Raw genomic sequence first — 20,121 nt, forward strand, 5'->3', positions numbered from 1 at the left:
TTGCGTTCCCGCCGAGGCTTACGGTTCTCGGGTGATCAGCAGCTCGTGGGCGCCGGCCGCGGCTGCGCCCAGTGATTCCACCACCGTGCTGGTGCGCTGCCTGGTGGCGGCGTCCGCTTCCGGTCCGGCGCACGGCCCCTGCGGGGCGTCCGTTGCCACCGGGCACCAGCGGTAGGGATCGCGGACAATGACCGACGGTGCCCAGCCCAAATCGGTGGCCGACCATTTCCCGGCAGCGTCCTGGCCCAACTGCACCCGGACCAGCAGGCCCTCGTTGTTGACCACGTACCACGGCGACAGCTCAGTAATCCCGTTACCGAGGCCGTACACAATCCAGGTCCCCTTGTAGTTTTCGATGGGCAGCACCGAGTGGGTGTGGTGCCCATAGATCAGGTTAAACTGCCCGCTGTCCACCAGGGCGTGCGCAACGTCCTGCTGCTGGGCATTCGGTTCACTGGCATACTCCTCACCGGCATGCATTGCCCCGATAACGATGTCCGCCCCGAGCTCCCGGGCGCGGACTGCTTTGGCGATCATGGCCGGGGCGTCCAGCATGTCCACCTGCCACGGGTAGTCGGGGACCAGCCCGTTGAGGCCATAGGCGGCCTCGACGAGGGCCACCCTGGCGGCCGGGGTCTGCATGATGAGGATTCCATGGGACTCGTTCTCGGTCCGGTAGGAACCGGTGTGCTTCAGGCCGGCGGCGTCCATTGCGTCAAGGGTCCGCAGCAGCCCGTCCGTGCCGCGGTCGATGGTGTGGTTGCTGGCTGTGGTGCATGCCTGGTAGCCCACATTCTTGGCTGCGGCGATGATTTGCGGCGGAACGTTGAAGGACGGGTACGCCGAGAACGGGCCTTCAGGACCGGCCACGGGCGTTTCCTGATGGCAGATGGCCACGTCACTGCTGTTGATGTATCGGCGCTGCCCTTCCAACAACGGCACAAAGTCGTATCCGGGTTTGCCTGCTGCGGCAGCATCCTGCTGTGCCTGCTGCCAAAGCTGGGTGTGGACCAGCATGTCACCGGTGACCAGAACCGAGGTGCACCGCACCACCGGGCAGGCCGGGCCCTTGCCAGGGGTCGGTGCAGGGGTGGGCGTGGGGCTGGGAGCCGGCGTTGATGATCCGGCACTAGGGACTGTGGAAGCGGAAACGGCAGGCCGGGCCGTCTGCCCGTCCTGCTCAGCCACCAGGCCGCAGCCAGCCAGTACGGCAGCCGCGAACAATGCGCAGACGGCGGCGCCTGCACGCGCGGCGGCACCACCCCAACTGATCCCCATAGCCGTCATTGTAGGTACAGTCCCGTGCCGCCACGGCCATTTGCGGGTCGTTGAGAAGGCGTGGCCCCGTATGAAAGATTTACGTCATGACAAACCCCCTGCTTCATCCCAGTCCGCTTCCGTTCGGCCTGCCTCCGTTCGCTGACATCCAGGTTTCCCACTACGCGGAGGCTGCGGAGGCCGGGTTCGCGGAGCACCTGGAAGAAATCCGGGCCATCACGGAGAACGCCGGACCGGCCACCTTCGAGAACACGGCGGTGGCGATGGAGCGTTCCGGCCAGCTGCTGCAGCGGGCCTCGGCTGCGTTCTTCACCCTCGTCTCCGCGGACGCAACCGAGGACATCCGGGATCTTGAAACTCAACTTTCCCCGCGGTTTTCGGCCCATGAGGACGAAGTTTTCCTGAACCGGGGGCTCTATGAACGGTTCGCTGCCATCGATACCTCCGGCCTTGATGCTGAGTCGGAACGCCTCGTTGCGGAGTACCTGAAGGAATTCCGCCAGTCGGGTATCCAGCTGGACCAACCCGGGCAGTCCCGGCTCAGGGAGCTCAACGCAGAACTTTCCCGGCTGGGCACGGAGTTCGGCCAACGGGTCAAGGAAGGCATGAAGTCGGCAGCCCTCCTGCTTGATGACGAGGCTGACCTCGCCGGCATGCCCGCGGACGACGTCGCCCGCGCCGCAGAAGCCGCCCGCGCCGCAGGGCACAGCGGGAAGTTCCTCCTGACGCTGATCCAGCCCACCAACCAGCCTGCCCTCGCTGTCCTCGAAAACCGGGCCATCCGCCGTCGGCTGTTCGCAGCGTCGGTGGCGCGCGGCAGCGGCGGCGGAAACCTCGACGTCCTGGAGCTGGCCAGGTCCATGGCGGGGCTGCGCGCGGAAAAGGCCGTCCTGCTGGGCTTCGCCAACTACGCCGAGCTGGTGGTGGACCGCCAAACGGCACCCGATTTCGAAGCCATCCAGTCGATGCTGAACCGGATGGCGCCCGCTGCTGTCCGCAACGCGGACCGCGAGGCTGCTGCCCTGGCTGAGGCTGCCGGGCATCCCCTGGAAGCCTGGGACTGGGCCTATTACTCGGCCAAAGTGAGGCGCGAAAAATACGAGGTGGACGAGCAGGCACTTCGGCCCTATTTCGAGCTGGACCGGGTCCTGACCGACGGTGTCTTCTTCGCAGCCACCTCCCTGTACGGCATCACTTTCCACGAGCGGAAGGACCTGGCCGGGTACCACCCGGATGTGCGGGTCTGGGAGGTCCGGAACGAGGACGGCGAAGCGTTGGGCCTCTTCCTGGGCGACTACTACACACGGGAGTCCAAGCGCGGGGGTGCCTGGATGAATTCGCTCGTGGAACAGTCGGCGCTGCTGGGGACCAAACCCGTGGTCATCAACAACCTGAACATCTCGAAGCCGCCGGCGGGCGAACCGACGCTGCTGACCCTGGACGAGCTGCGGACCGCGTTCCACGAGTTCGGCCACGCCCTGCACGGGTTGTTCTCCGACGTGACGTATCCGCGGTTTTCCGGTACTGCCGTCCCCCGCGATTTTGTGGAGTACCCGTCGCAGGTCAACGAGATGTGGATCATGCGGCCGGAGGTGCTGGCGAATTACGCGAAGCACTGCGAAACCGGAGAACCGCTGCCCCGCGGGATCGTGGACAAACTCAACGAATCGCGGCTGTGGGGTGAGGGGTTCGCCACCACCGAGTACCTCGGGGCAGCACTGCTGGACCTTGCCTGGCATGTCCTGGGATCCGGCGGAGTTCCCGAGGACGCAGTGGCTTTCGAGGACAAGGCCCTCGCAGCCGCCGGCATCGCCCACGCCCTCATTCCGCCGCGCTATCGGACGGGCTATTTTCAGCATGTCTTCGCCGGGGCAGGGTACGCGGCCGGCTACTACTCCTACATTTGGAGCGAGGTGCTGGACGCCGAAACGGTGGACTGGTTCACCGAGAACGGCGGCATGTCCCGGGCCAACGGCGAACGCTTCCGGCAGGAGCTCCTGTCGCGCGGCAACAGTCGGGATCCGCTGGAATCGTTCCGCACCCTCCGCGGCCGCGAAGCCAGGCTCGAGCCCCTCCTGAAGCGCCGCGGCCTCGAGTCACTTTAAAGAACGACGGCGGCGGGTCATCCACAAAGGTGACCCGCCGCCGTCGCGGTTTGCTCAGTTGTGCTGCTGTTACCAGCCGCGCTCGGCGAGGCGGTGCGGCTGGGGGATTTCGTCGACGTTGATGCCCACCATGGCTTCGCCCAGGCCGCGCGAGGCCTTGGCGATGACGTCGGGGTCGTCGAAGAAGGTAGTAGCCTTGACGACGGCGGCCGCGCGCTGTGCCGGGTTGCCGGACTTGAAGATGCCGGAGCCAACGAACACGCCGTCAGCGCCGAGCTGCATCATCATGGCGGCATCAGACGGGGTAGCGATACCGCCGGCGGTGAACAGAACCACCGGAAGCTTTCCGGCGGCGGCAACTTCCTTGACCAGTTCGTACGGTGCCTGCAGTTCCTTGGCCGCGACGTACAGCTCGTCCTCGGGCAAGGCCGCGAGTTTGGCGATCTCGGCACGGATCTGGCGCATGTGGCCGGTGGCGTTGGAGACGTCGCCGGTGCCGGCCTCACCCTTGGAACGGATCATCGCCGCGCCCTCGTTGATGCGGCGCAGGGCCTCACCGAGGTTGGTGGCGCCACAGACGAAGGGAACCTTGAATTTCCACTTGTCGATGTGGTTGACGTAGTCGGCCGGGGTCAGGACCTCAGACTCGTCAATGTAGTCCACGCCGAGGGACTGCAGGACCTGTGCTTCGACGAAGTGGCCGATGCGGGCCTTGGCCATGACCGGGATGGACACGGCATCGATGATCTGGTCGATCATGTCGGGATCGGACATGCGGGACACGCCGCCCTGGGCGCGGATATCGGCTGGAACGCGTTCCAGCGCCATCACAGCGACAGCACCGGCGTCTTCGGCGATGCGGGCCTGTTCGACGTTGACGACGTCCATGATGACGCCGCCCTTGAGCATCTCAGCCATGCCCCGCTTCACGCGGCTGCTGCCCGTGACGCTGTTCGCGGACGAACCGGCCTCGTTGCTTACATCAGGTGTAGACACAAAAACCCCTATGGGTAGATAGATGACCTTCGCCGGGCGTGCAGGGCGGCACGTCAGATGCCGCGTTTACACACACCGGGTTGCCGGATCCATTGACCGGGCAGTCCTAATACTAGTCTCACCGCGGCCGGCCGGCTTAATTCGTGTTAATCCGCCGGCGAGGGTTCCGCAAGCGCCTGGCGGCGTACCGAAACGACGCGCTGGACCACTGTGACGAAGCTGGCGAGGGCGAGCAGCGCGAGTGTGACCAGCAGCACCACGCTTGGAAGGCCAAGGCCAGTGAATCCGGTGACCACCAGGACCGAGACCAGGCGTTCCGCCCGTTCGGCGATGCCGACGTTGGCGGTGAAGCCCAGGGACTCGGCTTTGGCCCTGGCGTAGGAAACCACCATTCCCAGGACGAGGCACACAGTGGCCGTCATGGCGATGGGGACGTTGGCCCCGCCGGTGAAGAACCAGACAGCGAGCCCCGCGAACAGCGCACCGTCGGCGATCCGGTCCAGGGTGGAGTCGAGGAAGTTGCCCCACCGGCCGCCCACGGCCTGCATCCTGGCCATGATGCCGTCCAGGACATCGGAGAAGATGAATGCGGTGATGAACAGTGTTCCCCACCAGAGCTGTCCCAGCGGGTAGAAGACGAGGGCACCCACCACCACGCCGGCCGTGCCGATAATGGTGACGGCGTCCGGTGATATTCCGAGGCGGAGCAGCCAACGGGCAACCGGGGTGAAAAGTGCTGTGAAGAACCCGCGCGCGTGCTTATTCAGCATCCGTCTCCCCGGGCCAGGCGTCGGCGACCAGCTGGCGGACCTCGTCGAGGGTCTGCGTAATCGCCTTGGTCTGGGCGATGATGGGGAAGAAGTTCCCGTCGCCGCCCCACCGGGGAACGATGTGCTGGTGCAGGTGCGCGGCGATGCCGGCCCCGCCCACCACGCCCTGGTTCATCCCAAGGTTGAAACCGCCCGGATTCGATACCTTGCGCAGGACCCGCATGGCCGTCTGGGTGAGCTCGGCGAACTCTGCCGTCTCCTCGAGCGTGAGGTCCGTGTAGTCGGGAATGTGCCGGTACGGGCAGACCAGGAGATGCCCCGGGTTGTACGGGAACAGGTTCAGCACCACGTAGCAGGTCTTTCCCCTGTGGACGATGAGTGCTTCCTCATCGGTCCGGGCGGGGCCTACGCAGAAGGGGCAGTCGTGCTCGTTCTTGAACTGGTGCTGGCCTCCCTTGATGTAGGCCATCCGGTGCGGAGTCCACAGGCGCTGGAAAGCGTCCGGGACACCGGCGAGGTCAAAGTCGTCGGTGACGCCGGCATCGCCTGGATATCCTGCGCCTGTGTTCTCCTGCACCGTCTTGTTCCGTTTCCGCTAGCTGGTCCGGTTACGGACGGCTTCCGTGATCCGCTTGACTGCTTCTTCAACGGGCACGCCGTTGTCCTGGCTTCCGTCCCGGAAGCGGAAGGACACAGCACCCGCCTCGGCGTCGTCACCGCCGGCGATCAGCACAAACGGGATCTTGTCCTTGCTGGCGGTACGGATCTTCTTCGGGAACCGGTCCGAGGAAATGTCCACCTCGGCACGGATACCCGCCGCCTTAAGCTGGTCGACGACGTCGAACATGTACTCGTTGAACGTCTCCGCCACCGGGATGCCCACCACCTGGACGGGTGCGAGCCATGCGGGAAAGGCCCCGGCGTAGTGCTCGGTGAGGACGCCCATGAACCGCTCCACCGAGCCGAAGAGCGCACGGTGGATCATCACGGGGCGCTGCCGGGTGCCGTCGGCCGCCTGGAATTCCAATTCGAAGCGTTCGGGCAGGTTGAAGTCCAGCTGGATGGTGGACATCTGCCAGGTGCGGCCCAGCGCGTCCTTCGCCTGCACGGAGATCTTGGGACCGTAGAAGGCAGCTCCGCCGGGATCGGGGACGAGCTCCAGGCCGGATTCCTGCGCAACTTCGGCAAGGGTCCTGGTGGCTTCCTCCCAGGCGGCGTCCTCGCCGACATACTTCTCCGGGTCCTTCGTGGACAGTTCCAGGTAGAAGTCGTTAAGCCCGTAGTCCTTGAGCAGGTCCAGCACGAAGGTCAGGGTCTTGGTGAGTTCGTCCTTCATCTGCTCGCGGGTGCAGTAGATGTGGGCGTCGTCCTGTGTCATGCCGCGCACGCGGGTGAGGCCGTGCACCACACCGGACTTTTCGTACCGGTACACCGAACCGAATTCGAACAGGCGCAGCGGCAGCTCGCGGTAAGAACGTCCGCGGGAGCGGAAGATGAGGTTGTGCATGGGGCAGTTCATCGGCTTCAGGTAGTAGTCCTGTGCCGGCTTGCGGATGGTGCCGTCGGCGTCGAGCTCCTCATCCACCCGCATGGCGGGGAACATGCCTTCCTTGTACCAGTCAAGGTGGCCGGACACCTCGTAAAGGTGGCCCTTGGTGATGTGCGGCGTATACACGAACTCATAGCCGGCCTCGACGTGGCGCTGCCTGGAGTAGTCTTCCATCTCCTTGCGGATGATGCCGCCCTTGGGATGGAAGACGGGCAGGCCGGAGCCGAGTTCGTCCGGGAAGGAGAACAGGTCCAGTTCGGAGCCGAGCTTCCGGTGGTCGCGGCGCTCGGCTTCGGCAAGGCGCTCCTGGTACGCCTTAAGGGCGTCCTTGGTGGGCCAGGCCGTGCCATAGATCCGCTGCAGCTGCTGGTTCTTCTGGTTTCCCAGCCAGTAGGCGGAAGAGGAGCGGGTGAGGGCGAAGGCGTTGGAGATCAGCTTGGTGTTGGGCAGGTGCGGGCCGCGGCAAAGATCGCACCAGACGGTGGTGCCTTCCTTGCGCTCAACGTTGTCGTAGATGGTGATGTCACCGGCGCCGACCTCCACGTTGACGCCTTCGCCGGCCTCAGCGGCCTCGTTTTTCTTGCCCAGGAGTTCCAGCTTGTAGGGCTCGTCCTTCATCGCTTCACGAGCCTCGTCCTCGGAGACGACGCGCCGGACGAACTTCTGGTTCTGGTTGACGATCTTGAGCATCATCTTCTCGAGGGTTTTGAGGTCCTCGGGGGTGAAGGGCTCGGCGAGGTCGAAGTCGAAGTAGAAGCCGTCAGCGATGTAGGGGCCGATGCCCAGCTTGGCGTCCGGGCGGAGCTGCTGGACGGCCTGCGCCATCACATGGGCCGTGGAGTGGCGGAGCACGTTCAGCCCGTCCGGGGAATCGATGGTGACGCCCTCGACCTCGGCACCATCCGGCAGTTCCTGGTCCAGGTCCTTCAGCTCGCCGTTGACGCGGGCCACAACAACATCACGGCGCTCAAAGAAGAGTTCCGCACCGGTTGTCCCGGTAGTCACCTTGGTTTCTTCGCCATCGACGAGAAGGGTGATCTGCTGGGCATCTGACACGGGTGTCTCCTATTCAAAGTTAAGGCTTCATAGCTTGTGGCATACGGGGACCACAGCCAGCCACCGTCAATGCTATCGGTTCGGCGGAGGGCCGACCAAAGCGGCACACGGCAGCGTCAACCGCCAAAACCGGTAATCGCCAGGGTTCTGCTGATCCCGTCCAGGGGATGCGGGACGTCAGCGGGCTGGTCCGCAGGAGACGGGAAGGGCAGGGTATCGGTGCGGCTGAGGTCCCAGGCCATGCTTGCGCTGATGCTGATGCCCCGTGGTCCCGTCCTCCGGGTGGTGCCGCGGATGAGCAACAGCCTGGTCCCGAACAGCAGCAGCCCTGCGTTCTCCTGGGCTTCATGGAAGAAGACCGAATCAACGCAGCCGGTGCCGTCGTCAATGCTGATGAACACCACCCGCCTGCCTCCCCGCATGGGAGGTGTCTGGGTGGCTACCCGCACTCCGGCCACCAGCACTTCTGTCCCGTTGCGCAGGCCCAGGAGCTTGTCAGCCGTGGTGACACCCAGCTTTTCCAGGGTGGGGCGGTGGCTTTCCATCAGGTGGCTGCTGACATCAACCGCCATCAGGTCCAGCTCCGCCCGGACATTCTCGACGAGGGTGGGTGCAGGCAATCCCGGCTTGACGTTCCGCAGCTCCACATCGCCCAGGGGAAGGGACAACTGCCCCTCCACCACCTCGACGCCCTTCCGTCCGCTGCCTGCATTTTGCAGCTGCTGCAGGTGCTGGACCAGGTCTGCCCGGTTGGCCATTCCCCCCGCCTCCCGGTGGAGGGAATCAAAAGCACCCAGCTGGGCCAGCCGTTTAATGCTCGGTTTGCTCAACCGCGAGCGCGTGCGGAGGTCGGCCAGGGAATCATAGGGCTGGCCGGCAACGATCCTCTTAAGCTCGGTGGCTGACAGCCCGTAGATGCCGTTCAGGCTCAGCCGGATCCCCAGCCTGCCGGCATCGGGGCCCTGCAGGATCCGCTCCACCCGGTATTCCGCTTTGCTGCGGTTGATGTCCAGGGGAAGGATGGGGATGCCGAGCCTTCTGGCTTCCGCTACCAGAAGCCGTTTCGGATACATGCCGGGATCGTGTTCCCACAGCCCGGCCAGGAAGGCTTCAGGGTGGTGCGCCTTCAGCCAGGCTGATTGGTATGTGGGTACGGCAAAGGCCGCCCCGTGTGCTTTGCAAAAGCCGAAGCTGGCAAAGGACTTCAGGGTTTGCCAGACCTTGTCCACAACGTCGGGTGAAAAGTTCTTTTCCCTGGCATGCTTCCGGAAGTACTCCTCAACACGGGATTCCCCGCTTTCGCTGCTGAGGGCCCGGCGGAATTCATCGGCCTGCGCAAGCCCGCACCCGGTCATCACATCGAAGGTCCGCAGGATCTGCTCATGGAACACCGTCACCCCATGGGTTTCCTCAAGCACCGGTTTCAGCAGCGGGTGCGGATAGACCTCGGGGGCGAACCCGTGGCGGTGCTCCAGGAAGGGCCGCACCATGTCCGATTTCATGGGTCCCGGACGGAACAGCGAAATATCGATAATGAGGTCATTGAACTCCCGCGGCGCCATCTTGCCGATCAGCTCACGCTGCCCGGGGGATTCGATCTGGAAGCAGCCCAGGGTGTGGGTGCTCCGGATGAGTTCAAAAGTGGGCTCATCATCCAGGGGAACGGCGTTCAGGTCGATGTGCCCGTTGTCAGCGATGAAGTCCGGCCCGCAGCCGTCAGGCCCGGGGTTGTGGCCCCCGGCCGCAACCACTTCCTTTTTGGAGGGATGGATGCGGATGACCTCCCGGACGGCAAAGGCCATGGCGCTTTGCATCCTGACGCCCAGGACGTCGAGCTTGAGCATGCCCATGGGGTCCATGTCGTGCTTATCGAACTGGCTCATGGGCAATCCAAGCCCGCTGGGCTGGACGGGCGTGCGGTCCAGGAGGGTGGCATCCCCCAGGATCACGCCGCAAGGGTGCATGGAGATGTGCCGGGGCAACCGGTCCAGGCGTTCGGTCAGGTCCACCAGCAGGTCAAGCTGCTGGTTGCCGTGGAGATCACGCTTTTCCACCCGGCCGGCAAATTCCCTCAACTCGGGCTTCTCCTGCAGCGCTTCGCGGAACTTCCGGGCCGAGAACCGCCAGAGCTGCTTGGCGATGTCCCCCACGTCGTCGTCGTCCATCCCCAGGGCAAGGCCGGCGTCCCGCACTGCACCCCGCGCCCGGTAGCCGTTCTGCATGCTCATGAGGGTGACGCGTTCTGACCCGAAGCGCTCGAAAATCCGGTGGTACACGTTGTGCCGCTCGGCGCTTTCGACGTCGATGTCGATGTCCGGCAGGGTGGCCCGGTCCCGGGAAAGGAAGCGTTCGAAGATGAGGTCGTGCTGCAGCGGATTTACCTGGCTGACGTCAATGAGGTAGTTGACCAGGCTGGAGGCACCGGAGCCGCGGGCCGCTGCCCGCACCCCCATCTCCTGGATCATGCGCGAAACCTCCGCAACGGTGAGGAAGTAGGAGGAGAACCCCAGGTTCCTGATGATCTTCAGTTCATGCTCCAGCCGGCTGAGCATTTCCTTTTCGCTGGAACCGGTGATCCCGGGAAACCGCCTGCCGATTCCGGCGTGGCAGCGCTGCACCAGTTCAATGTGCGGATCCTGGCTGATACCGATGACTGCGGCCTCCGGAACCACCGGCTGCTTCCACCCCATGTCGGTGACGGGATCGATCCTGCAGGCATCGGCGAGCGCCTCTGTTTGTGCCATGAGCCGGTTGAGGTCTTCGGCACCATAGCCCGCTGCGGAGATGATTTCCTTGCCCAGCTGCAGCATCTGCTGAGGGGATTTCAGCCAGCCCTGGCCGTTGGGCTGCAGCAGTGGCTCCTGGGCAAGCTCCGGAAGGGATTTCAGGGTCCGCGCCGAGTCCAGGACGTCTGCTGTTGCCGCGCCGTCCTCGGCGCAATACCGGACCGCGTTGGTGAGTATTGCCGGGATGCTGTGTTCTTCGGCGAGTTTGAGCATCCGGACGGCGTGTGCCGTGCTCAGTGGAGATCCCGGGGCGCTGAGCTGGGACATGGTCTCGGCCACCACGGTTCCTGCGGGCATGGCGTCCAGCCACTGCTTGAAAAGGGTGCGCGGCCGAAGGTAACGCCGCCCGCCCATGGCACGGCCGACGTCGGAATCCGGCCCGATCAGGACCATCAGCACGGGTTTCAGGGTGTGGGGATCCAGGGTGCGGGAGGCAAGTTCCGCCCGGGTCACAGCCACAGGAACAGTTCCCCCGGATTTTCCCGAGGTGCGGGCATGGGCATCGGACACCAGCCGGCACAGCGCACGGTAGCCGGCACCGTTGTTGTTGCCGCGGGCGAGCACCACCACACGGCCGGCCAGCTGTGTGCGGTGATCGCCGTCGTCGTCATAGATTGCAAGGTCCACGCCCACGATGGGGTCAATGCGGGCGTCCATACAGGCTTTAAGGTGCTTGATGGTCCCGTACAGGCCGTCCCGGTCAGTGCAGGCGAGCGCGCTGGCGCCGTCAGCAGCGGCGGCCTGCGCCAGTTCCTCGGGCCAGGAAACCCCGTAGTGGGCGCTGAAGGCGGTGGAGACGTGAAGGTGTGTGAAGCTCATGCTGTTCTGGGGCGAAGTGCGTCATGGATCCGCAGCAGCCGCCAGCGGCCGCTGCGGATATGGCGGGTGAGGTCAAGGGTGAGGGGCTCGTCCTGTCCCGCGGCGCCTGGACCACCGTTACCTGGACCACCGTTACCTGGACTGGAAGGCTGCACCTGGACCCGCCAGATCTCGTGGTCCACCAGGCCGGGGCCGCTTCCCAGCGGGGCGCGGGTTTCCTCGGCCCACCATTGACGGCGCTCGTACCAGCGGACCGGCTCCGCACACACCGCATAGGAACGTCCTCCCCAGGTAACGGCCACAGGCTGGCCGTCAGGGGCGCAGGAAACGTCAACGGATTCGCTGAACATACCCATGGGCGCCTCCCGGATGCTAAAAGTGGAACAGAAACCGTTCGAATATATATTCGAACGAAACCAGTCTACTCCTCCCCAAAGCCGCCGCATAGACAGCCGCATGGACATGGGCAGGTGGCAGGCAGGGCGGCAAGGCCGCAACCGCGAATGCACGGTGCGCTTCCCTTTCCGGTCAATATTCAGGGGTGGACGGACCGAACGGCAGGGAGCAGGATTGTGCCATGAGTACCGATGACGCACTCCTCAAGCAGGCATCAATTCAGGCCCAGGACTCCACCTTGGTGGCAACGTTCGATATTGACGGGTCCATCCCGGGATCGGGCGCATATGTGGTAGGGCTGGTGGGCGCCACACCGGATTATTCAACGCAACGGCGCTTATGCATTGAGTTCATGAACGGAGAGGCGATTGCCTTCTACTCGTTCAACCGTGAACAAGGCCTGGAAGAAAACTATGACCTCGCAGGGGTAACCCACTCGGAGAACCGGATCACGGGGCAGTTCCCGCGCACCGCGATTAACGGACTGGGCCAGGGGCATGTGATGACCGGCTTCAGCGATGCTGACGGCCGGGATTTCCAGTCCGGTGTCCCCGTGGAGGAGAACCTGTAACAGCTGGGCCGGTGCGGTTCAGCTGTTTTCTTTGTGGACCCGGAGTTCGAGTTCGATGAAGCCGGAGATCATGGCCCGGTAGGTGGACTCGACGATGTCCGGGTCGATGCCCTTCTCCTCGGCTGCTGACCGGACGTGTTCGATGATCCGCTCCACGCGGCCCGGAGCACGGACCTCGGCGTCGTCGCCCTTGAGTGTTCCGGCGATCCTGATCAGGCGCTCGCGGCGGGCGATCAGGGTGACTATCTGGTCATCCACCTCGTCGACGGCGACCCGGACGGCAGCGAGCTGTTCCTTGTCGGCCAAAGCATCCCGGTCGTTCCCTTGAATTGTCGCCATCCTCTGAGAGTATCGAACCATGCAGCCCAGAGTCGACTTCATTTCCCTTGGCGTCCGCAGCGTTCCGGCCTCCCGCGCGTTCTACGTTGACGGCCTTGGCTGGCCGGTCCACCGTGAGGTTGCGGGCGACGTCGTGTTCATCCAGGTCAACCACGGACTGGTGCTGTCCCTCTGGGATGCGCGCCAGATGCAGGCCGATGCCGGTGTCGGTTCCCCCGGCCCCGTCCCCTGCATCACGCTCAGCCACAACCTTCCCGGCCCCGAGGACGTGGACAGGGTCATGGCAGAGGCAGCCGCGGCCGGCGCCGACATTATTGCCGAACCCATCACCCAGCCGTGGGGCGGGTACAGCGGGTACTTCGCGGACCCGGACGGCTTCCGCTGGGAGGTCGCGTACAACCCCACCTGGGCAGTGGACGACGGCGGCACGGTCACCGTCTAGCTCCTGGCCCGCCCGGGAAGGGGCTGCGGCACAGTTTGCGGGATCCGGGTTTCTAGAACAGGGCCTCCACCGGGCGGATCAGCTCCGGGCCGTTGTTGCGCACGTTTCCCACGTCCTTGCCCACCGACTCCACGTGCCAGTCCGCTGCCACATCCTTGACGCCGGACCGCACCAGATCCACCAGCGCGGCCGCGTCATCGGCCTGCGGGTCCAGCCACGCTTCCATGACCGATTTGTCCATCGGCAGCGGCACCCGGTCGTGCAGCGCCGTCAGCTTGCCGAACACCGTGTCCTCGCTGCCAGGGGGCGGCGTGTCCGTGGTCAGGATGGATGTGGACAGCATCCACCCGCCCGGCTCCCCTGCCGGCCAGGACGGATCCTTCCACCACTCATAGAGCCCGGCGAATACCAGGCCACGGCCCTCGCCCGGGTGGACATAATACGGCTGCTTCGACTTCCCGGGCCCCTGCTTCCATTCGTAGTAGCCGTCCGCGGGTACGGCGCACCGGCGGGACTGGACGGCTTTACGGAAGGCCGGTTTCTCCAGCACGGACTCGCTGCGGGCGTTGATCATCCGCGAACCGATGCCCGGGTCCTTGGCCCAGGAGGGGACCAACCCCCACCTCGCCACGTGAAGCTGGCGCACCTGCCGGGGGGCCGTCCCTTCTTCAATCAGCCGCTCCAGGACTATGGGCACACTGTCCGTGGGGGCGACATTCCACGACGGCGGGATGGCCACCTCCTCCTCGAGCTCGGCGTCGAACTCTGCCAGGAGGTCTCCCACGGCACGTGCCATCACATAACGTCCACACATGGCTCCAGCATGCCACCGGCCGGGTGGACTGTCATGTGAAGCGCGGAGAGCCCGGGAATACCGGCCTGCACGCTACCGTTGACAGGAAGGAACCCCTGCACGACACATAGGAGAAACTTATGGACTTCACTCCCGAATCCGGCACCATCACCATGTTTTCCACCACGTGGTGCGGCTACTGCAACCGGCTGAAGAAGCAGCTGGACGCTCAGGGCATCGGCTACAACGAGATCAACATCGAGGAAGTGGAAGGCACCGCCGAACTCGTGGAGCAGCTTAACGGCGGCAACCGCACGGTGCCCACCGTCCTCTTCCCGGACGGCACCGCGGCCACCAACCCGTCCGCTGCCGAGGTCAAGACCCGCCTCGCAGCCTGACCGGCACGCCAGCGCCGCTCGGGGACGCTGCGCGACCGGCGGGGCACACACCGCAAAAAACGGGACCAACAGTGTTGGTCCCGTTTTTGTTGCCCGGGTGGAAGGCTAGGCAGCCAGGCTGCTGAACGGAGCGGTTTTGAGGGGGGCATGGCGCGCGTAGGTGGCCAGAAGGGCATCTTCCACGGCCGCTACGTCCACGCCGGCGACAAGATCGTCCACTGCCCCGGCCGTTGCGGGGTCCCAGTCAAGGCCCAGGGCGGCGTAGCTGTCGGTGAGGACCTGGCGGATGGGCCCGGAGTTTTCCACCACGATGACCGAACTGAACAGCCAGCCGCCGGACACCACGCGCTGGGCGGTGCCCACCAGCTTCACCCGCCGGCCTGCGCCACTTGAAGCACTGCCGTGCACACTGAATTCGCCGGGGCAGTACTCGCCCGGAATTTCGCCGACGGCTGCGTGCACCCCGAGGCTGCGAAGCGCATCGGCGAACAGCTCACCGAAGTATCCGAACCGGCTTTTCGATCCCGCGATGGCGTCCGCGTCCGGTTCGATATGGTCCACCACGAGGGTGCCCTGGTGGTAAGCCGCCGCCCGGCCTCCGGCGCGCCGGACGAGCGGCTCGAAGCCGTTGTCGCGGCAGGCCTGCTCGGCGGCGTGGAAGCCGGGCAGCCGGGTGTCACGCTGGCCGAACGCCACGGTGGGGGCGGGCCGGTACAGGCGGAGCGTGGGGCCAATGCCGCCGGTCCGCGCCTTGGTGAGGAGCTCCAGCCCAAATTCCAGGTCCCGCGCGGCACCCAGCGAAACCTCCTGGCGCACTACAGTGAGCGTGCGTGTTCCCGGATCGGCATGGTGCATGGTGCTGGGCTCCCCTTTGGGTCATCGTGCAGTTCTTGATATCGGCACCGCGAGCTGCTGGCAGGCAGGCAGGCCTAACCTAGGGTACGCCGTGGCCCGCCACGTCAGACATTTCGGCGGGTCTGTATTTCGCGGGAGTGCGTCCCCTCCGCCGGGGCTCGACGCCGGCCTCGGGCTCAGCTGCCCCGGCGCCCCGCCCACAGGGTGTGCAGCAGCGGTACCACGGACGCGATCATCAGCGCATTGCCCAGCGCCGCGTCGTCGGCCCGGACCAAGGTTCCGGCGATCAGCAGTGCGCCGAACACGAGGGCGGAGGCCGTACGCCGTGCTGCACGGTCCAGCCTGGCCACCTGCCGTTCCAGGCGGGGGTTGGCAACGGTGAGGTTGCCTTCCTCGATCCTGGCGATGATGCTGTCCAGCCGCCTGGGCAGCCGGAGGGCCGCTGCTGCGGCGTCGAGCGCCTGCTGGGCCGCGTCCTGCAGGATGTTGCCGCGCTCCTCCCGGAGCAGCCGCGCCGCGTAGGGTTCCACCGAGTCCCACAGGTTGAACCGCGGGTCCAGGGAACTGCACACACCCGACGTCAGCGACATGGCACGGATGATCAGCAGGAAGTTCTCCGGCAGCTGGAACGGCAGGGAGCGCACCAAATCGCCGAACTCCACCGCGAAGTCACGGAATTCGCGCGGATCCACCTCGCGGAGCTCCGCGAAACCCATGCCGCCGAAGCGGCCGAACAGGTGCGTCATGGCCCGTTCCAGCTCAACGACGTCTGCCGACGGCATCAGGACACCCACGTCCCGGATGGCGGCCACCAGCCCTTTGCCGTCGCGGGCTGCGGCGGCAATCAGCAGCTTGCGCAGCCCGCTGCGGGTTGAGGCAGGAACCTCACCCATCATGCCGAAGTCGATGAACGTCAGCTTCCAGGGCTGTTCCCCGACGCCGGCAGGAACCGCTGTCACGAAGATGTTCCCGGGGTGCGGGTCGGCATGGAAAAAGCCGTTGGTGAAGAGCTGGTCGAACATCACCGACGCGAACACCGGCGCCACGAGGGCCGGATCGATCCCTGCGGCGCTGAGCGATGCCACGTCGGTGATCTTGATGGCCGTGACGTCCTCAAGGGTCAGCACGCGGCGGGTGCACCGTTCCCAGGCAACCCGGGGAACAGCGACGCGGCCGTCGCCGGAAAAATCCCCGGCGAAACGCTCGGAGTTGGCGGCTTCGTTCAGGTAGTCGATTTCCTCGAAGCTGGTCTGCGCGAATTCCTCCAGCAGTGCCGGCATGTCGGCGCGGGTGGAAACGAGCCGGAAGTGGCTCAGCCAGCCGCCCACCTTGCGCAGTGCTGCCAGGTCGACGTCCACAATGGCGTCGATGCCCGGACGCTGCACCTTGACCACAACGTCCTTCAGCCCGGTCTCGGCAGCATCAGCGGGAAGGAGCCGTGCACGGTGCGCCTGTCCCAGCGAGGCCGCGGCGATCGTGGTTTCCTCCACCCAGGCAAATGCCTGCTCCAGCGGTACCCCCAGTTCCTTCTCCGCAAGGGCACGGATGGCCGGGAACGGAACCGGGGGCACCTCATCCTGCAGGCCGGCGAGTTCGCTGGTGATTTCCGGCGGAAGGACGTCGAGCCTGGACGAGAGGAACTGGCCTACCTTGATCATCAGGCCGCCGAGGTCCACCGCGAGCACACGGAAGCGCCGGGCCAACCGCTGCATCCTGGCCGAGCGCGACCGCTCGGCCACCCGGGCAAGCCCGATCCGCGGCAGGAGCAGCTCAAACCACCAGGTCACCGCCAGGTTCCAAGCGGCGAAGCGGATGATGCGGCGGTACCGGGCACGTGTATTTCCGGCACGCCCGTCTCCGGACGGGGAGACCGGACCTGCCCTGTTGCGGCGGACCGAAGCCACCCGGGTCAGCCCTGGGCGAGGATCGAATAAATCCTCCGCCGGGCCTCCTCGAGCACGGCCACGGCCTGCTGCACCTGTTCCGGCGAGCCCGTCCGGCCCACCTGTGCTGTGGCCTGTGCCAGCTCAATCCCGGCCCTGGGCAGGGATCCGAACGAGGCTCCGGCCGATGAGCCGGCCCAGGGCACGGAGTCGTGGCTGCCGGCTGCTTCCTCGCGGCCTGCTTCGGTCAATGAGTAGATCTTGCGGCCGTTGGACTCCTCCGCGCTGATGACGCCTTCGTCTGCCAGCAGTTGCAGGGTGGGGTAGACGGAGCCGGCGCTCGGCTTCCAGCTGCCGCCGCTGCGCTCCTCGATTTCGCGGATGATCTGGTAACCGTGCATGGGACGCTCCGCGAGCAGGGCCAGCACGGCTGCCCGCACCTCGCCCTTGCCGGCGCGGGTACCCCCGCGCTTTTCGAACCGTGACCGGAGCTCGTCAACGGCCTGCCAGATGCCATCCATACCGCTTGCGCCGAAGGCACCTGCCGGATAGGAATCACGCATTGTGGTCTCCTCTGTAAATCGCCAACGATATACAACGACACTTAACGATACATCCGGCCCTGGGCCGAGGGTCAGCTTTCGCGGAGGGTCAGGATCTGTTCCGCGCGCCCGAACGGGCCCTGCAGATCGTGCAGCACTGTTGAGGTGAGGCCGATTCCGTCCCGGCCGAACGAGACGGCGTTGTCCAGCCCCAGCCACTCCCCTTCGGGGCGGCGGTACATGTGGATCTGGAGGTCAAGGTTGGGAAAAGCGTAGCTGCCCTTGCCCGGCGGTACCCGGGCGGCGATGCCGTTGGCGGTGTCCACGAGCCCCATCAGGCGTGCAAGGTCGCTGCTGTCCGCCCTGTCCGTCAGGGGGTGGTCGGTGCGCAGCCAGACTTTGCCCGCACCGGGCCGGTGCCCTTCGGCCACGCGCATCTCCAGGGAGCGGATGTAGCCGCCGGGCCACACTGCTGCGCCATCATAGGGCTTGCATTCGTCCGGACCGGGAATCGCAGTGTCTTCGACGGCGGCCACTGCCGACGTGTCACTGGTGGCCATCCGCCACGCCGTGGCCCGGATAGCAGGCCGGCCGCCGGCAATCAGTTCAGCCTGCACCAGTTCGATGGTTTTACCCGGCCGGAGGGTGGTGGCCTCGATCCGGAACTCTCCGCCCGGAATCAGGCCCAGGATCTCGTAGCTCAGCCTGGCCATCCGCAGCTCCGTCCGGGGCTCGTGCCGTTCCAGGCACTCCGCCATCAGGCCGGAGGCAGGCGCCATGTGTTGCTCGTGGGCGTTCCAGGCGCCCTGGGCATGGATGGTGGAGCGGAAGCGTCCGCCGCCGAGGGACTGGTAGTAGAAGTTTCCCTCGGCCAGTTCAGGCAGATCAGCAGTCAACGGTGGCCCTCCCGGAGAGTTCAGTGAATTCCGACTAACTCTAACGCGAGGGAAGCAGGCAACCGGCATGGGTTGTTTGAGGACGCGGCGAAATGTTGGAGCCTGCCGGCCATCATCGGACTAGACTCGGGATCGGTCCTGTCAGCAACCCTCGGAAGAGGTGTTCCATGCGAGTCATCAGCTACAACCTCCGCAAGCACAAAGCGAGCGGCGAACTCCTTGCCCTGGCACGGAACCATGACATTGATGCACTGTGCCTCCAGGAAGTGGACGCCAGCGACCTGCCGGAGACCCTGGGCCCTCTCCACCTGGCCGACGCCACCAAGGGAAACCGTTTGGGGCTTGCCATCTACTACCGCACCAGCCGGTTCACGGCCCTGGACACCCAGTCCTTCGCCTTGAAGAAATCGGTGCACGACAGGGTCCTCGCCCCGGCGCACGAACGGCTGATTGGAACCCGGGTGGTGGACAACGAGACCCAGCATGAACTGGTGATCGGCTCCTTCCACGCGGCGCCCCTGACGGCGTCCAATTCCCTCCGCCGAAAGCAGATCCACGCCGCCCACGCCGAACTTCTGAGCATGGGCCAAGGCCTGATGACGCTGATGGTGGGCGATTTCAACTACCCGTTCTTCACCAAGAACCTGCACGTCCACATGAAAAACTCGGGCTACGCGCTCTCGCTGAGCAACCGGCGGACCTACACCCGCTACAAGGTCTTCAAGGGCCACTTCGACTTCGCCACCTCCTTGGGCCTGGACATCGCCAGCGTGGAGACCCTCCCGCGCGGCAACTCCGACCACCTGCCCATCCTGGTGCACGCGGAATACGGCCGGGACTACTGAGCCCTACCGCAGGAGGGCGGACCCGCATACCCTACGCCCGAGGGCCGATCCGTTCCCGCAGGTCCGGCCAGGCAGCCGCAAAACCCGGGTGCAGTTCCTTGCCTTCCACATCAGCCAGCGGTATCCACAGCAGTTCGATGCTCTCGGGATCGCTGATCACCGGGTCGAAGGGTTCGGCTACCTCGACCACCACTGTGGTGTAGGACCAGTAGCCCAGGTCGAGCACCGAGGTAAACAGCACCTCGACGTTCGCCTGCGGCACGGCGGCTTCCTCCCAGGCCTCGCGCAAAGCGCCCGCCACAGCATCCTCGCCTTCATGCAGCGCGCCGCCGGGCAGGCCCCAGGTTCCGCCGTTGTCGCTCCAGACGGCGCGGTGCTGGAGGAGCACACCCTTGGCGGGATCGTAGGCGAGGACGCCGGCGGCGCCGAACTTTCCCCAGAACCGCCCGCGGTCCCCCTCGACCCAGGCGTCGCCGGGGTCACGCGGACCAGTGCGGACCGGCGGGGTGGAGGACGCGGCGGAAGCCAATGAGTGATCCATCGCTCCAGTCTGACAGGTGCCCCGGGACGGGCGCACCCGCCCGGCCGTGCTTAGTGGGCGTTGCCGCGTTCGACGGCGAAATCACCGCCGGGATACATGATTGTTTCGTGTCCGTCATCAAAGCGGACCAGGTAGGGTGGCGTTCCGCCCTGGCCGCGGACCTCGAGAATCACGCCGTGCCGGTCAGTGGACCCCACCGTCCTGCCGTGCACAATGATCCGGTCGCCCTGAACTGCCTCCATGGCAATCACCTCCAGCCCC

The 20,121-nt window shown here is 65.5% G+C and carries 20 protein-coding genes; 5 read left to right on the forward strand and 15 right to left on the reverse strand.

Annotation, left to right across the window (positions count from 1 at the left end; translation table 11 throughout):
* Positions 1-18: 18 nt before the first annotated feature.
* Complete coding sequence (locus BACI348_RS11630; RefSeq protein WP_159825989.1) at positions 19-1,278, reverse strand: CapA family protein; 1,260 nt, start codon at positions 1,276-1,278, stop codon at positions 19-21.
* Positions 1,279-1,364: 86 nt separating this feature from the next.
* On the opposite strand from BACI348_RS11630, the gene BACI348_RS11635 reads away from it, so the two are divergent.
* Positions 1,365-3,383 carry a M3 family metallopeptidase gene (locus BACI348_RS11635; RefSeq protein ID WP_159825991.1) on the forward strand — a complete coding sequence of 673 codons (2,019 nt, stop codon included), beginning with the start codon at positions 1,365-1,367 and terminating at the stop codon, positions 3,381-3,383.
* Between the two features lie 69 nt (positions 3,384-3,452).
* On the opposite strand, the gene pdxS is transcribed toward BACI348_RS11635, so the two are convergent.
* The 6 genes from pdxS to BACI348_RS11665 form a co-directional block, all read right to left on the reverse strand.
* Positions 3,453-4,379, reverse strand: coding sequence for a pyridoxal 5'-phosphate synthase lyase subunit PdxS (gene pdxS, locus BACI348_RS11640; protein WP_159825993.1), 927 nt, complete (start codon positions 4,377-4,379; stop codon positions 3,453-3,455).
* A gap of 146 nt (positions 4,380-4,525) precedes the next feature.
* The gene (gene pgsA / locus BACI348_RS11645) at positions 4,526-5,149 is read right to left on the reverse strand and encodes a phosphatidylinositol phosphate synthase (protein ID WP_159825995.1); all 624 of its coding nucleotides are present in this window, start codon (positions 5,147-5,149) and stop codon (positions 4,526-4,528) included.
* The gene (locus tag BACI348_RS11650; protein ID WP_159825997.1) at positions 5,139-5,726 is read right to left on the reverse strand and encodes an HIT family protein; all 588 of its coding nucleotides are present in this window, start codon (positions 5,724-5,726) and stop codon (positions 5,139-5,141) included. The genes pgsA and BACI348_RS11650 overlap by 11 nt, the downstream gene beginning before the upstream one ends.
* An 18-nt stretch (positions 5,727-5,744) precedes the next feature.
* Entirely contained in the window at positions 5,745-7,754 is a 2,010-nt protein-coding gene (thrS, locus tag BACI348_RS11655; RefSeq protein ID WP_159825999.1) for a threonine--tRNA ligase, read from the reverse strand.
* A 116-nt stretch (positions 7,755-7,870) separates the two neighbouring features.
* The gene (locus BACI348_RS11660) at positions 7,871-11,359 is read right to left on the reverse strand and encodes a DNA polymerase III subunit alpha (protein ID WP_159826001.1); all 3,489 of its coding nucleotides are present in this window, start codon (positions 11,357-11,359) and stop codon (positions 7,871-7,873) included.
* Entirely contained in the window at positions 11,356-11,715 is a 360-nt protein-coding gene (locus tag BACI348_RS11665) for a DUF6504 family protein (RefSeq protein ID WP_159826003.1), read from the reverse strand. Before BACI348_RS11665 ends, BACI348_RS11660 begins: the two co-directional genes overlap by 4 nt.
* 221 nt (positions 11,716-11,936) lie before the next feature.
* On the opposite strand from BACI348_RS11665, the gene BACI348_RS11670 reads away from it, so the two are divergent.
* Positions 11,937-12,326 (forward strand): hypothetical protein, encoded by a 390-nt coding sequence (locus BACI348_RS11670; protein WP_159826005.1) that lies wholly within the window; start codon positions 11,937-11,939, stop codon positions 12,324-12,326.
* 18 nt (positions 12,327-12,344) lie between these two features.
* On the opposite strand, the gene BACI348_RS11675 is transcribed toward BACI348_RS11670, so the two are convergent.
* Positions 12,345-12,665: a chorismate mutase gene (locus tag BACI348_RS11675; RefSeq protein ID WP_159826007.1), complete on the reverse strand. Its 321-nt coding sequence runs from the start codon at positions 12,663-12,665 to the stop codon at positions 12,345-12,347.
* Between the two features lie 19 nt (positions 12,666-12,684).
* On the opposite strand from BACI348_RS11675, the gene BACI348_RS11680 reads away from it, so the two are divergent.
* On the forward strand, positions 12,685-13,107 hold the full coding sequence (locus BACI348_RS11680; RefSeq protein WP_159826009.1) for a VOC family protein: 423 nt from the start codon (positions 12,685-12,687) through the stop codon (positions 13,105-13,107).
* A gap of 52 nt (positions 13,108-13,159) precedes the next feature.
* Here BACI348_RS11680 and BACI348_RS11685 read toward each other — a convergent pair whose 3' ends face one another.
* Positions 13,160-13,921: an SOS response-associated peptidase gene (locus tag BACI348_RS11685; protein WP_159826011.1), complete on the reverse strand. Its 762-nt coding sequence runs from the start codon at positions 13,919-13,921 to the stop codon at positions 13,160-13,162.
* 119 nt (positions 13,922-14,040) lie between these two features.
* On the opposite strand from BACI348_RS11685, the gene BACI348_RS11690 reads away from it, so the two are divergent.
* Positions 14,041-14,298: a mycoredoxin gene (locus tag BACI348_RS11690; protein ID WP_050054887.1), complete on the forward strand. Its 258-nt coding sequence runs from the start codon at positions 14,041-14,043 to the stop codon at positions 14,296-14,298.
* Positions 14,299-14,403: 105 nt separating this feature from the next.
* Here BACI348_RS11690 and BACI348_RS11695 read toward each other — a convergent pair whose 3' ends face one another.
* The 4 genes from BACI348_RS11695 to BACI348_RS11710 form a co-directional block, all read right to left on the reverse strand.
* Positions 14,404-15,153, reverse strand: coding sequence for a lipoate--protein ligase family protein (locus tag BACI348_RS11695; RefSeq protein WP_159826013.1), 750 nt, complete (start codon positions 15,151-15,153; stop codon positions 14,404-14,406).
* A 176-nt stretch (positions 15,154-15,329) separates the two neighbouring features.
* A complete protein-coding gene (locus tag BACI348_RS11700; RefSeq protein ID WP_159826015.1) occupies positions 15,330-17,057 on the reverse strand; it encodes an ABC1 kinase family protein in 1,728 nt (575 codons plus the stop codon).
* 5 nt (positions 17,058-17,062) lie between these two features.
* Complete coding sequence (locus tag BACI348_RS11705; RefSeq protein WP_159826017.1) at positions 17,063-17,599, reverse strand: PadR family transcriptional regulator; 537 nt, start codon at positions 17,597-17,599, stop codon at positions 17,063-17,065.
* A gap of 71 nt (positions 17,600-17,670) precedes the next feature.
* Entirely contained in the window at positions 17,671-18,474 is an 804-nt protein-coding gene (locus BACI348_RS11710) for a thioesterase family protein (protein WP_159826019.1), read from the reverse strand.
* A gap of 167 nt (positions 18,475-18,641) precedes the next feature.
* Here BACI348_RS11710 and BACI348_RS11715 point away from each other — a divergent pair, with 167 nt between their 5' ends.
* Positions 18,642-19,319, forward strand: a complete 678-nt coding sequence (locus BACI348_RS11715; protein ID WP_159826021.1) for an endonuclease/exonuclease/phosphatase family protein — start codon at positions 18,642-18,644, stop codon at positions 19,317-19,319.
* A gap of 31 nt (positions 19,320-19,350) precedes the next feature.
* Here BACI348_RS11715 and BACI348_RS11720 read toward each other — a convergent pair whose 3' ends face one another.
* Both BACI348_RS11720 and BACI348_RS11725 read right to left on the reverse strand, forming a co-directional pair.
* Positions 19,351-19,860 carry an NUDIX domain-containing protein gene (locus BACI348_RS11720; protein ID WP_159826023.1) on the reverse strand — a complete coding sequence of 170 codons (510 nt, stop codon included), beginning with the start codon at positions 19,858-19,860 and terminating at the stop codon, positions 19,351-19,353.
* A 50-nt stretch (positions 19,861-19,910) separates the two neighbouring features.
* Positions 19,911-20,102: a DUF1918 domain-containing protein gene (locus BACI348_RS11725; RefSeq protein ID WP_159826025.1), complete on the reverse strand. Its 192-nt coding sequence runs from the start codon at positions 20,100-20,102 to the stop codon at positions 19,911-19,913.
* Positions 20,103-20,121 lie beyond the last annotated feature (19 nt).

Origin of the sequence: Arthrobacter sp. 9AX (assembly GCF_902506095.1) — a bacterium.
Classification (GTDB): Bacteria; Actinomycetota; Actinomycetes; order Actinomycetales; family Micrococcaceae; genus Arthrobacter.

Excerpts from the sequence above, each read along its gene's own strand:
- BACI348_RS11630 (WP_159825989.1), bottom strand. The coding sequence starts at position 1,278 with ATGGGGATCAGTTGGGGTGGTGCCGCCGCGCGTGCAGGCGCCGCCGTC.
- BACI348_RS11635 (WP_159825991.1), top strand. The coding sequence starts at position 1,365 with ATGACAAACCCCCTGCTTCATCCCAGTCCGCTTCCGTTCGGCCTGCCT.
- pgsA (WP_159825995.1), bottom strand. The coding sequence starts at position 5,149 with ATGCTGAATAAGCACGCGCGCGGGTTCTTCACAGCACTTTTCACCCCG.
- BACI348_RS11660 (WP_159826001.1), bottom strand. The coding sequence starts at position 11,359 with ATGAGCTTCACACACCTTCACGTCTCCACCGCCTTCAGCGCCCACTAC.
- BACI348_RS11665 (WP_159826003.1), bottom strand. The coding sequence starts at position 11,715 with ATGGGTATGTTCAGCGAATCCGTTGACGTTTCCTGCGCCCCTGACGGC.
- BACI348_RS11670 (WP_159826005.1), top strand. The coding sequence starts at position 11,937 with ATGAGTACCGATGACGCACTCCTCAAGCAGGCATCAATTCAGGCCCAG.
- BACI348_RS11675 (WP_159826007.1), bottom strand. The coding sequence starts at position 12,665 with ATGGCGACAATTCAAGGGAACGACCGGGATGCTTTGGCCGACAAGGAA.
- BACI348_RS11680 (WP_159826009.1), top strand. The coding sequence starts at position 12,685 with ATGCAGCCCAGAGTCGACTTCATTTCCCTTGGCGTCCGCAGCGTTCCG.
- BACI348_RS11685 (WP_159826011.1), bottom strand. The coding sequence starts at position 13,921 with ATGTGTGGACGTTATGTGATGGCACGTGCCGTGGGAGACCTCCTGGCA.
- BACI348_RS11690 (WP_050054887.1), top strand. The coding sequence starts at position 14,041 with ATGGACTTCACTCCCGAATCCGGCACCATCACCATGTTTTCCACCACG.
- BACI348_RS11695 (WP_159826013.1), bottom strand. The coding sequence starts at position 15,153 with ATGCACCATGCCGATCCGGGAACACGCACGCTCACTGTAGTGCGCCAG.
- BACI348_RS11705 (WP_159826017.1), bottom strand. The coding sequence starts at position 17,599 with ATGCGTGATTCCTATCCGGCAGGTGCCTTCGGCGCAAGCGGTATGGAT.
- BACI348_RS11715 (WP_159826021.1), top strand. The coding sequence starts at position 18,642 with ATGCGAGTCATCAGCTACAACCTCCGCAAGCACAAAGCGAGCGGCGAA.
- BACI348_RS11720 (WP_159826023.1), bottom strand. The coding sequence starts at position 19,860 with ATGGATCACTCATTGGCTTCCGCCGCGTCCTCCACCCCGCCGGTCCGC.
- BACI348_RS11725 (WP_159826025.1), bottom strand. The coding sequence starts at position 20,102 with ATGGAGGCAGTTCAGGGCGACCGGATCATTGTGCACGGCAGGACGGTG.